Source organism: Kaistella carnis (assembly GCF_003860585.1).
Taxonomy (GTDB): Bacteria; Bacteroidota; Bacteroidia; order Flavobacteriales; family Weeksellaceae; genus Kaistella; species Kaistella carnis.
This window is the reverse complement of the sequence record NZ_CP034159.1, coordinates 627240-638705: the sequence shown is the minus strand read 5'-3', so window position 1 is coordinate 638705 and position 11466 is coordinate 627240. Positions and strand designations below refer to the sequence as shown.

The following is an 11466-nucleotide window of genomic DNA, read 5'->3' as shown; positions in this document are numbered from 1 at the left end:
CTTTTTTTATATTTAACAATTAATAAAAATGATGAAATACTGTGCATTTCTTCGGGGCGTAAATGTGAAAGGAACTGCGATGAAAATGGCTGAAGTTTGTAATGTGTTTTCAAAAGCCGGAGTTGAAAATGTTTCCTCAGTTTTAGCCACGGGTAATATTTTATTCACTTCGGAAAAAGAGCCTTCTGAATTAAAAATTATTTTAGAAAAATACCTTTCCGACTATTTTAATTATGAAGCTGTTCTTTTCATCAAATCTGAAAAAGAACTAGGTGATATTATTTCCCGAAATCCTTTCAGAAAATTAGACGATTTTCATGTTTATACTTTTATTGGACAAAAAGATGTAGCTGAAATACTTTTAGAAGAATTCGAATCAACTTTAAAAATAGAAAATGAAAAAGGCGAAATTGTGGACGATGTTTTCTATTGGCAAATCACCAAAGGAAATACGTTGGATTCAGATTTTGGAAAAATATTAGGAAGGAAGGCATTGAAAGATAAAATGACTTCAAGAAATATAAATACGATCGAAAAAATAGCAACCAAATTTAATAACTGGAGTGAATAATAGAAGCGGTAATAATATCGTTTTCTAAGCAGCATAACCGGTGTATTTAAGCTAAAATTAATCAGATATTTCGCCGAAAAAATCCGTATTTTTGTAAACATCGTTAATTACTATTAAAAATAAATCAATGATTCAATACTTAGAAAATATTCATCACAAAGATTCAAAAAACTTTTTCCTGATTGCCGGACCTTGCATTATCGAAGGCGAAGAAATGGCTTTAAATATTGCAGAAAAAATTGTTGAAATCACGAACAAATATAATATTCCCTATATTTTTAAAGGGAGTTTCAAAAAAGCCAACCGAAGCAGAGTCGATTCTTTTACCACCATTGGCGAAGAAAAATCTTTGGAAATTCTGAGAAAAGTAGGAGAGACTTTTAATATTCCGACCACTACTGATATTCATGAAAATGAACACGCCGCTTTGGCAGCTCAATATGTTGATGTTCTTCAAATCCCGGCATTTTTAGTTCGACAAACCGATCTATTGATTGCCGCTGCAAAGACAGGAAAATGTGTGAGTCTGAAAAAAGGACAGTTCCTTTCTCCGGAATCCATGCAGTTTGCAGTTCAGAAAGTGAACGATTCAGGCAATCCAAAAACCGCAATTATAGAAAGGGGAAATTCTTTTGGATACACCGATTTGGTGGTTGATTTCCGTGGTATTCCAACCATGAGAAATTATGCGCCGGTGATCTTAGATGTTACACATTCCCTGCAACAACCGAATCAAAGTTCGGGCGTAACCGGTGGAAGACCGGAACTCATCGAAACGATTGCCAAAGCCGGAATCGCTGTAGGAGCCGATGGGCTTTTTATAGAAACACACCCCGATCCAAGCTGTGCACTTTCAGATGGTGCCAACATGCTGCGTCTGGATAAACTCGAAGATCTACTGCAGAAATTAACGCGGGTGCGGGAAGCGATTCTGTAATTTTTTGTTATCTTTAAAATCTAAATTTTTTACCTTGAAAAAAATTCTTTTACTCCTTTCAGTAATGCCTGCGTTTGCGTTTTCGCAAATTAATCTTAAAGTTTTAGACGAAGACGGAAAACCTGTTTCTCAGGCCAATGTTTTTTACAACAATCAAAATTTCACTACGGATGATAATGGTTTCGTCAAAATTATTTTGGCCGATTCTGAGCAGCAATTATCTGTACAGAAAGAAAATTTCAGAGGCTTTAGTAAAAATATCAGACCCACACCAAAAACTCAGAATGTAAATGTTCTGTTTGTGAATACACAGCGCGAAACACAGATACAGGAAGTTGTTTTTCAGAAAAAAGGAAAGCCTAAAGTAACGGATCTTACTTCAATGGAGATTTCTACGAAAGAAGCGCAGCAGGTCGCCTCACTTTCAGGCGGTGTTGAAGGACTATTGAAAACTTTACCATCTGTAAATTCCAACGCCGAGCTTTCTTCCCAGTATATGGTTCGTGGTGGAAATTATGACGAAAACCTCATTTACATTAACGATATTGAAATCTACCGTCCTTTTTTAATTAGAAACTCTTTGCAGGAAGGACTCAGTATTATCAATCCGGATATGGTGCAGTCGATTAACTTTTCTGCCGGCGGTTTTGAAGCAAAATATGGTGATAAAATGTCGTCTTCTTTAAATATTTATTACCGACAACCGACGAAATTTGAACTTTCCGGAGAAGCAAGTTTAATTGGTGGCAGACTTACGACAGGTTTTGCCTCAAAGGATAAGAAACTGTCTGCTATGATTTCCGGTCGTTACCGGAATACCAATCTGGTTTTAAACACTTTGAATGAAGACACGGATTTTAATCCGCAATACATGGATCTTCAAACCTACATTAATTATAAATTAAATGAAAAGTGGGACGTTTCTTTTATCGGTTACTGGAGCAAGAACGATTATGAAATGGTGCCAAAAGTAAAGGAAGTGGAGTTCGGAACTTTGCAAAGTCCTTTAAAACTGAGTGTTTTTTATAATGGAACCGAAGATGATCAGTATAAAAATATGATGGGCACCGCTTCCGTCAATTTTAAACCCAATAAAAAATGGAGCTTTTCTCTCGATAATTTTGCCTATCAAAACCGGGAGCGTGAGTATTATTCCATCGCTTCGGCCTATGCGTTACAAACCTTTGATCCAATTACCGGTGCGCCAATTACTTCTTATGATGTAGGCGGACAAATCGATCATGCAAGAAATGATTTGATGGTAAAAACTTATGGAACTCAGTTTAAAACCAAATATTCACCTGATGTAAATACCGATTTTGAAGTTGGTCTAAAATTCGAAAAAGAAAATTTAAAAGATTTTACGAACGAATGGCAATTGGTCGATTCCCTTGGATACAGCACGCCAAGAAATTATGTTGATCCAGGAACTTTGGATCCTTCGCAACTGCGTTTGCGCTATCATATTTCGGGAGCTAATCACATTCAGCCGACGCGATTGTCTGCCTATGCGCAGTATTCCAAGAAATTTTACTGGGGGGAGAACAGAGTTTTTGTAAATGCCGGGATTCGTGCAGCTCATTGGGATTTTAACGATGAAACAATTATTTCGCCCCGTGCGCAAATCGCCATTAAACCTAATTGGGACATGGATATGTTATTCAAAGTTTCGGGCGGTGTGTATTACCAGGCACCTTTCTACAAAGAAATTAAGGACGTGGACGGAAATTTTAATCCCAACATAAAGTCGCAGCGTTCCATGCAGATTATTTTGGCAAACGACTATGAATTCAGAATGGTGGACCGTCCTTTTAAATTAACCACGGAAGCGTACTTTAAGAAAATGGATGATCTGATCCCTTATTATTTGGATAATGTACGAATCAGATATGCGGGTGAAAATAATGCGGAAGGATATGCGTACGGGGTTGATACTCGCTTATTCGGTGAATTTGTACCGGGAGTTGATTCCTGGATTTCCGCAAGTTATGCCCGGGTTTATGAAAATATTGAAGGAAGAGGTGATATTCCAAGACCAACAGATCCACGTTTCAGATTCTCTATGTTTTACCAGGATTATATGCCCAAGTTTCCATCAATGCGTGTGAATTTAACATTGGTGTACGCAAACGGATTACCTTCGGGAACACCGATTTCTTTGGATATGAATGGTAAACCGGATTTCGAAGCACCTTATAAATTTCAGCGGACTTTGCCTTCCTACAAAAGAGTTGATATTGGATTGTCTAAAGTATTCATCGATCAAAAAGACAATAAAGTGAACGGTGGTTTCTGGGGCAATTTTAATGAACTTACATTAGGTGTTCAGATTTTCAATGCCTTTAATATCAATAATACCGTTGCTAATCAGTGGGTAAATGATGTGAATACAGGTTATAATTATCCGGTTCCTGTTCGGTTGACGGGTCGATTTTTTAATGTAAAACTTGAGTTTAAGCTGTAACGACTTGCTTCGTTTCCTCTATAAAAAATGCCGATTATTTTAATAGTCGGCATTTGTTTTATAATTTAACTCTAACTAATTTGAGTACAAAAAAAGGCAATCTTTTCAGATCGCCTTTTAAAAATTTATGTAGGATAAATTATTTCATTTTACCTGTTACCAAATCTTTACCGTCTTTTCCAAAGTAAAACTCACCTTGGTGACCGATGAAATAGTATCCGTTCTCATCAACATATTTTTCTCCACTTCCTGAAACTTCTTGTTTCATATTGTAGGTTTTACCGTCGGTTTCATTTTTTACAACTACCGTTCCGTTGCCTGTATCAGGAGTAAGGGTGAAGGTTGTTTTTCCGTCGTTACTTACATAGTTAACAGGAGTAACTGCCTGCATAGAATCCATCGGCATTGTTTCCGTCATTGCAGAATCTTGCGCCGGTAACGCCATACTGTCAACAGTAGTGTCCATTGAAGTGGATTCTGTTTTTTCTTTAGAGCAAGAAGCTACGGTTAATGATAATGCTAAAACGGGTAATAAAAGTTTGATGTTCATCTTTAAAATATTTAGATTTAGGTGACATTTTTGCAAAAGTTATGCCACAAACAGATATGGAACTCTGATTTCATTAATTTATTTAGTTCTTTATCTATCCTTTTTAAAATCCCACAACTTAAAAAAGTGGTAGGATTATTATTTACTCTAAATCACTTTCTGGGTGATGCGAAATGGTGTCGTACAGATCTTTTCTACGGTCACTCATTGTTCTTACGGCGCCGTAATGATGCAGTTCTTTCAGCAAATTTAAATCGACATCTACAATTAAAGTACTTTCTGTATTTGGAGTCGCTTCTCCTTTAATTGCATTTGAAGGGAATGCAAAATCAGATGGCGTGAAAACCGCAGCCTGTCCGTACTGAATATCCATATTATTTACTCCCGGCAAGTTGCCCACACAGCCTGCAATGGCAACATAACACTCATTTTCAATGGCACGTGCAGATGCACAGTTTCGAACACGCATATAAGCATTTTGCGTATCGGTAAGGTAAGGAACAAATAAAATTTTCATTCCCTGATCCGCTAGAAGTCTTGGTAACTCCGGAAATTCTACGTCATAACAAATTACAAGTCCTACTTTTCCACAATCGGTATCGATGACTTTAATTTGGTCGCCACCTTTCATTCCATAATATTTTCTTTCATTCGGCGTAATGTGAACCTTGCGGTGTTCATCAATTTTTCCGTCTCGGTGCAGTAAATAACTGATGTTGTACAACTCCTCATTCTCTACATAAGGCATACTTCCACCAATAATATTAATGTTGTAAGCGATGGCTAACTGAGATAGTTTATTCTTAATTTCCTCTGTGAGTTCCGCCAGTTTAAACATACTGTCTCTTTCATTAAGGTCATTGAAAGGAGCGAGTAGAGGCGTATTGAAGAATTCGGGGAACATAATGAAATCTGATTTGTAATCTGCCATTACATTTACAAAAAATTCTACCTGTTCATAAAAAGCTTCGAGGTCTTTAAAATGGCGCATTTGCCACTGAATTAATCCAAGACGAATGACCGAATCCTGCATGGTATTCGGCTTTTTGCTATAGTAAATATTGTTCCACTGCAGCAAAACTGCATTTTCTTCGGAATGTAAATCTTCAGGCAAGTAATTTTTGAGAACCCGCACCGGTAAGAAATTATTCGCGAGCTGAAAACTTAAAACGGGGTCATAAATTTCTTTCTTGCGAACTTGCTGAATATATTGGCGGGGCGTTAATTCGGCACTGTGTAAGTGATAGTGAGGAATTCTGCCACCTACTACAATTGATTTTAAATTTAGTTTTTCACAGAGTTCTTTTCTGGCATCATATAATCTGCGCGCCAGACGTAATTCTCTGAATTCCGGATCTACAAAAATTTCAATTCCGTATAAGACATTTCCGGTATCAGAATGGGTGTTAAAAGTGTAGTTCCCGGTAATTTCTTTATACGTATGATCATCTCCGAAGAGTTCATACTGCACTTTAAGGGAGAGACAAACCGCCGCAATTTTTTCATCAACGGTGATGCAGATTTGACCGTCAGGAAAAATTTTAATGAGTTTCTGAATGCTTTTTTTAGACCAAATACTTTCCGACATTGTAGGATACGCTTTGAGCATGGTTTCCCGCAGTTCGTCGTAATCTGAAAGGGCTAAATTTCTAATATCTATTTGCATCTCTATGTATTTATATTAAAGTTTTTTTATATCACAATTCCGGAACAGTGATTCTCTGAACTTCCGGTTGCTGAAGACAATATATTAATTTCATTGTTCACACGCAAAACGCCCATGAAAGCGAAGATCAGAGCTTCTTTAAAGTTAATAATCTCCTCCTCGGGAACGATAATTTGGGTTTCGGTCTTTGTTTTTATTCTTTCCAAAAAATAGGTATTGTAAGTGCCGCCACCTGTAAATACTATTTTCTGAATTGCATTTCGATTTAAAACTTCTGCAACCTGAATCGCAGCATGTTCTGTAAATGTCGCTAAGACATCTATTGAATTTTCATTTTCTAAATGTGGTAAAATATTTTCAGCTACCCATTCCATTCCTAATGATTTGGGCGGTTTCTCCTGATAAAATGGTAAGGAATTCAGTTTTGATAACAGCGCATGATCTACTTTTCCGGTTCGGGCAAGATTGCCATTTTCATCGAAATCTTTTCCGACCTTTTTGGCAAAATGATTTAAAACGATATTCACGGGACAAATATCGAAGGCGATCCTATGACCATTTTCTTTAAAGGAGATGTTAGAAAATCCACCAATATTTAGACAAGCATCGTACTCAGAAAACAGTAATTCGTCACCGATCGGCACTAAAGGCGCTCCGTTGCCACCCATCAAAACATCCTGACTTCTGAAATCATAAACCACGGGAAGCTTCGTTAAAAGTTTAATCGCACGACCGTCACCAGTTTGAACGGTAAATTTTTTTTGAGGCTGATGAAAAACCGTATGTCCGTGGGAAGCTATTAAATCGATATTTTTTAAAGAATATTCTTTGATAAACTCATTTGCTTTTTCACCCAGATAAAAACCATAGTCCGAATTAAGTTCATAGAGTTCTTCCGCCGATAACCGAGTTGCATTTCGAAGGCGATTTTCCCAGACTTCAGTATAAGGAAAAGTAGAAGCATTTAAAATTCTGAATTGCCATTGACCCAGATCATCTTTTTGAAAAGACGCATGGCAAATATCCAATCCATCCAGACTTGTTCCTGACATTAATCCTAAAGCGTGAAAAATCATGAGATCAAATTTTCTTAAGTGTAAGAATTGTTGCTAAAAAATTACTTCAAATTTAAGAAGAGCGAATTATTGCCCTTTCTCCGGAATCTTTTGCGCATTAATATCACCGGAATTATTATAGAACGTATATTCCGAAAAGTCATCCTTGGCGATCATTCCGTTCGCACCAACCAGCGTAGATCCGTCTTTATCAGTAACATAAACCGTGTCTTTAGTAGAGATTGTTTTCTTGACTTGATCCCAATAAACCGATTGCATTGCAAACATCTGATTTTCATTGCTGATTATTTTAACGTTTCCTTTGGCCTCGTAGAATTTTTTCTTCTCATTAAACTTAGCAAATTTAGCTGAGATTTTACCCGGAGCATCAGGTTTCTTTTTATCGTAAAAGAGAATATTAATTCCTTTTCTGGCGACTATATAAGGAGAATCAATATATTCGTACTTCTCAATGAGTGGAGCAGTAGCGCGCAATTTGATCATTCCCGAATCCCGCTGTACGATATTGGCATTATTAATAATCTGCGATGGGAAATTGGTATTTTTGTTTTTATTGATCTTGGCAAGATCTTCTTCACATGAGGTCAAAGCAAAAAATATAGCACAACCCAAAAAGGCGGCTATATTTTTAATTTTTATTGTTCTAAAGACGTTCATCTTTTAATCATAAAGACGTTTAGTAAACCATTTATCTGCGAAATTAATTCCGATTTTTAAGTTTACAAAATTCTGACGAATCAGATTATTGTCCAATGTTCCTCTTTTACCCAATTCAATTCCTAAATCAATACCGCTCATTCTGCTTGCACTTCTGTTTTCAAATGGTAAAGAAACACCACCTGTAACTGCAAACTGATTAATATTTGTGCCGTTAAAAGCTAAATTTCCTTTTTCATAATACGCTCCATAACGATAAGTTACGCGGGAAAAGTAATTTCTAAAGTTGTTGTAATTCGGTAAATACCAACCTCCAGCTGAAATTTTGTAAGAGTTTTCATTTGAAAAAGGCTGACCTAAAAATTGAATAGTTTCTCCTTTTTTATAATCAAACTGTGTTCCTACAAACCATTTTGCGTCTCTTCCGTACCCAGCTCCCACAGACAATTCCATTGGGATAAGATTTTTATCTTCACTGAATTTTTCTTCAATAACGCTGATGTTATTTTTGGTTTGTCCCGGAGTATAATAATAAGTACTGTTTACATAATTTGTTTCCATTTGACCGGTATTCCCAAAAGTGTACGTCGCTCCCAAAGTCAATTTTCTATCGTTTTGCAGCTTTTTCTGATAAGCAGTACCCAACGTGAAATTAAAAGTTTTGATCTTATTTTTAGTTTCGTATCCGTTAATTAGTTCTGCGTTAGAAAAAGTTAACTCGTTGATGTCATACAGATTTCCGAAATAAAAGTTAGAGCGAAGACCCAATGCAAATTCCGGCGTAATTTGATAACCTAAAGCAGCCTGTACGGTACTCAAAGTTCCTTCTCCTCTAAAAATACTCTGTTGTGTATTGCCACCTTCAGTTTCTCTCGAACTCAGCACCGCGTATTTTTTCGAACTGTACGGTTGATATCCCATTCCAAATTTAATTTTACTTGAAATAGGAAAAGCGATCGTAAGGTTAGAAAGGTAACTTGAATGTTTGGTAGAACTCATATCATCAACATTTGATTTGAAGAAATTATTCTCATTCGAACCTTCAATTTTCAAAGTTGTTAATTCTAAGTTTTTATTTGCAGCGGGATTGCTAAAATTAAAATTATTGTTGAAATCCCAAATATATGCGGTAGAAATACCACCCATGGCATTGATATCAGCTGTATTATCATACTTCACATCTCCAATTCCAAAAGCAGCGTAAGGAGAATTACCAATTGTTTGCGCATTCAGAAAAAAGCCGGCCGCGATGAGTGGTAATACAAAAAATCTTTTCATTCTCTATTTTTAAAAATAATGCGCAAATATCCTAAATATTACTGAACTACGAAAGTAAGTTTGGTTAAAGTTTGTTAAGCTTCTTAAATGGATTTCTTCCTCCACATCTGTATAAAAGAACATTGAAATTTCTTTAATAAACAATAGTTCTAAAAAAGATCTTTTCAATATAATCAGACGAAACATCATTTTAACTATCAAAATAAAAAATCTGGAAGACACAGAAACGAGATTTGCCGCTATTTTTAAGCCATAAATTTTGATAAAAATATTTATCTTTGAGGCATGAATTGGGAACAGATCGTAGGTCATCAGCATTTAAAAAATATTTTGCAGGAAAGCATTGATAATGGAAGGGTGAGTCATGCGCAATTATTTGTCGGCAAAGACGGTTACGGAACGCTTCCCTTGGCAATGGCTTTTGCAAAAGAAATTTTAAGAAAGGAAAATGAAGCGTCCTGTTCAAAAGTTGATCATCTCAATCATTTGGATCTGCATTTTAGTTTTCCTGTCTTTAAAGTAGATAAAAAGGGACTAAGTGCAGCTTTCTTTCCAGAATTTCGGGAAATGCTGCTCGCAAATCCATATTCCAACAGCGAAGACTGGAGTGCAACTCTGGAATCTGAAAATAAACAATTGACCATTTACGCCGAAGAAGTTGATGAAATCAATAAAAAATTTGCCCTTAAAAGTTTTGAAGGCGGCAGTAAGATATTAATTGTCTGGCAAGCTGATAAAATGAATACTGATGCGGCGAATAAATTTCTGAAGTTTTTAGAGGAACCACCGAAAAACACCTACATCATTTTAACAGCGGACAATACGAACTTGATGTTGCAAACAATACTGTCGCGCACGCAAATCGTAGAAATTCCGCGAATTGGAGACGAAGATCTGTCGGAGTTTCTCAGGTCAAATAAAAAAGTTGACGAAGAAAAAATAAAATCCATTATTTTTCAGGCACAGGGAAATTATAATACCACACAAAAATTATTGCAGACGGAAAACTCAGATGCCGAGTTTGAAGAACTGTTTGTAATGTGGGTGCGTGAAGCTTTTCAGGTAAAGAAAAAACCGGAGTTCTTGAAAAATATCGTTTTATGGAGCCGAAAAATCGCCCATTTTAACAGGGAAAAACAAAAGAGTTTCCTCGAATATTGTTCAGAGATGTTTCGTTTGGCCTTACTCCAGAATTACGGAAATGACCTTTTGGTGTATAAAAAAATTGAAACGGGTGGTTTTAAATGGGACAGCTTTTCGAAATTTATTCACGGTGCAAATATAGAAGCGATTTTAGAAGAAATCTCCGAAGCCGATTATCATTTGGAAAGAAATGGAAATGCAAAAATTATCTGGACTGATTTAGGAATTAAACTGTCGAGATATCTACACAAATCAATATAATAAGAACCACCAGCGCGGTGGTTTTCTTATTAATGATACTTATTCACAACCTTATCAAATAAGTTATATATCATTCCGGTGTTGAATGTTGTGAAGTTTAAAAGTGCCCTTTAAAATACCAGCAGCCAATTGTAAACTAACCATCTTTAAAAATAGAGGAGAGGCTTTTGCGAAAAAAAATCAATCAAACGTTTGATTGTTGTCTGATTTTAATTTAATTTTACACCCTCAAAAATTACAATTATGATTTCTAAAGAAGAAAACCTTTTGCGAAGTGCTGAAATACTCTTTGCAGAAAAAGGCTTCGCAGGAACTTCCATTAGAGAGATAGCAAAAGAGGCCAACGTTAATATTTCGATGATTTCCTATTATTTTGGTTCTAAAGAAAAATTATATGAGAAGCTTTTCGAATTTAGAATGAATGAAAGTTTAAGTTTTAGCGAAGATGTAATTGCGAACAATACTTTAGATGAATGGGAAAAAATGGTTTTGGTAATGAACCGATACGCAGACCGCGTAAAGAACCTGAAGCCTTTTTATCTGATTATGCAGCGTGAACAGTTGGTTAATAGAAATCCTGTGATTTATGAGTTTTTGAAACAGTCTAAAAAGAAATTTCTCGGCATTTATGAGGAGTTGATTAAAAAGGGAATTGAACGCAAAATTTTCACAAAGAATCCACGACTTGAATTTGTTCATTCCACGGTGTCGGGCACCATTTTCACCGCTTTAAATACGCTTCCGGTGTACCAAGAATTTTTCGAAGGTGATGACGATTATGAAATCCAATACTTCGAAGAAATAAAAATTCATATTCAAACTATTTTAAAACATCTTTTAGGTTATGAAGAAAATAAATAAAT

At 36.0% G+C, this 11466-nt stretch carries 10 protein-coding genes; 5 read left to right on the top strand and 5 right to left on the bottom strand.

Annotated elements, in window-relative coordinates; all coding sequences use genetic code 11:
- Positions 1 to 28: 28 nt before the first annotated feature.
- The 3 genes from EIB73_RS02865 (at position 29) to EIB73_RS02855 (ending at position 3972) form a co-directional block, all read left to right on the top strand.
- On the top strand, positions 29 to 571 hold the full coding sequence (locus EIB73_RS02865; RefSeq protein ID WP_125022449.1) for a DUF1697 domain-containing protein: 543 nt from the start codon (positions 29 to 31) through the stop codon (positions 569 to 571).
- A gap of 127 nt (positions 572 to 698) precedes the next feature.
- Positions 699 to 1508, top strand: coding sequence for a 3-deoxy-8-phosphooctulonate synthase (gene kdsA, locus EIB73_RS02860; protein ID WP_125022447.1), 810 nt, complete (start codon positions 699 to 701; stop codon positions 1506 to 1508).
- Positions 1509 to 1542: 34 nt separating this feature from the next.
- Entirely contained in the window at positions 1543 to 3972 is a 2430-nt protein-coding gene (locus EIB73_RS02855) for a TonB-dependent receptor plug domain-containing protein (protein WP_125022445.1), read from the top strand.
- Between the two features lie 139 nt (positions 3973 to 4111).
- Here the strand turns inward: EIB73_RS02855 and EIB73_RS02850 are convergent, their stop codons facing one another.
- The 5 genes from EIB73_RS02850 to EIB73_RS02830 form a co-directional block, all read right to left on the bottom strand.
- The gene (locus EIB73_RS02850; protein WP_125022443.1) at positions 4112 to 4522 is read right to left on the bottom strand and encodes an MliC family protein; all 411 of its coding nucleotides are present in this window, start codon (positions 4520 to 4522) and stop codon (positions 4112 to 4114) included.
- A 142-nt stretch (positions 4523 to 4664) separates the two neighbouring features.
- Positions 4665 to 6188: a carbon-nitrogen hydrolase family protein gene (locus EIB73_RS02845; RefSeq protein ID WP_125022441.1), complete on the bottom strand. Its 1524-nt coding sequence runs from the start codon at positions 6186 to 6188 to the stop codon at positions 4665 to 4667.
- Between the two features lie 26 nt (positions 6189 to 6214).
- On the bottom strand, positions 6215 to 7264 hold the full coding sequence (locus EIB73_RS02840) for an anhydro-N-acetylmuramic acid kinase (RefSeq protein WP_125022439.1): 1050 nt from the start codon (positions 7262 to 7264) through the stop codon (positions 6215 to 6217).
- Between the two features lie 66 nt (positions 7265 to 7330).
- On the bottom strand, positions 7331 to 7921 hold the full coding sequence (gene lptC / locus EIB73_RS02835; protein ID WP_125022437.1) for an LPS export ABC transporter periplasmic protein LptC: 591 nt from the start codon (positions 7919 to 7921) through the stop codon (positions 7331 to 7333).
- Positions 7922 to 7924: 3 nt separating this feature from the next.
- Positions 7925 to 9199: a hypothetical protein gene (locus EIB73_RS02830; protein ID WP_125022435.1), complete on the bottom strand. Its 1275-nt coding sequence runs from the start codon at positions 9197 to 9199 to the stop codon at positions 7925 to 7927.
- Positions 9200 to 9484: 285 nt separating this feature from the next.
- Here EIB73_RS02830 and EIB73_RS02825 point away from each other — a divergent pair, with 285 nt between their 5' ends.
- Positions 9485 to 10603 (top strand): DNA polymerase III subunit, encoded by a 1119-nt coding sequence (locus tag EIB73_RS02825; protein WP_125022433.1) that lies wholly within the window; start codon positions 9485 to 9487, stop codon positions 10601 to 10603.
- Between the two features lie 243 nt (positions 10604 to 10846).
- Positions 10847 to 11464 carry a TetR/AcrR family transcriptional regulator gene (locus EIB73_RS02820; RefSeq protein ID WP_125022431.1) on the top strand — a complete coding sequence of 206 codons (618 nt, stop codon included), beginning with the start codon at positions 10847 to 10849 and terminating at the stop codon, positions 11462 to 11464.
- The last annotated feature ends 2 nt before the right edge of the window (positions 11465 to 11466 follow it).

What these genes read in the sequence shown, in the direction of transcription:
- EIB73_RS02865 (WP_125022449.1), top strand. Translation starts at nt 29, where the DNA reads ATGATGAAATACTGTGCATTTCTTCGGGGCGTAAATGTGAAAGGAACT.
- kdsA (WP_125022447.1), top strand. Translation starts at nt 699, where the DNA reads ATGATTCAATACTTAGAAAATATTCATCACAAAGATTCAAAAAACTTT.
- EIB73_RS02850 (WP_125022443.1), bottom strand. Translation starts at nt 4,522, where the DNA reads ATGAACATCAAACTTTTATTACCCGTTTTAGCATTATCATTAACCGTA.
- EIB73_RS02845 (WP_125022441.1), bottom strand. Translation starts at nt 6,188, where the DNA reads ATGCAAATAGATATTAGAAATTTAGCCCTTTCAGATTACGACGAACTG.
- EIB73_RS02840 (WP_125022439.1), bottom strand. Translation starts at nt 7,264, where the DNA reads ATGATTTTTCACGCTTTAGGATTAATGTCAGGAACAAGTCTGGATGGA.
- lptC (WP_125022437.1), bottom strand. Translation starts at nt 7,921, where the DNA reads ATGAACGTCTTTAGAACAATAAAAATTAAAAATATAGCCGCCTTTTTG.
- EIB73_RS02830 (WP_125022435.1), bottom strand. Translation starts at nt 9,199, where the DNA reads ATGAAAAGATTTTTTGTATTACCACTCATCGCGGCCGGCTTTTTTCTG.
- EIB73_RS02825 (WP_125022433.1), top strand. Translation starts at nt 9,485, where the DNA reads ATGAATTGGGAACAGATCGTAGGTCATCAGCATTTAAAAAATATTTTG.
- EIB73_RS02820 (WP_125022431.1), top strand. Translation starts at nt 10,847, where the DNA reads ATGATTTCTAAAGAAGAAAACCTTTTGCGAAGTGCTGAAATACTCTTT.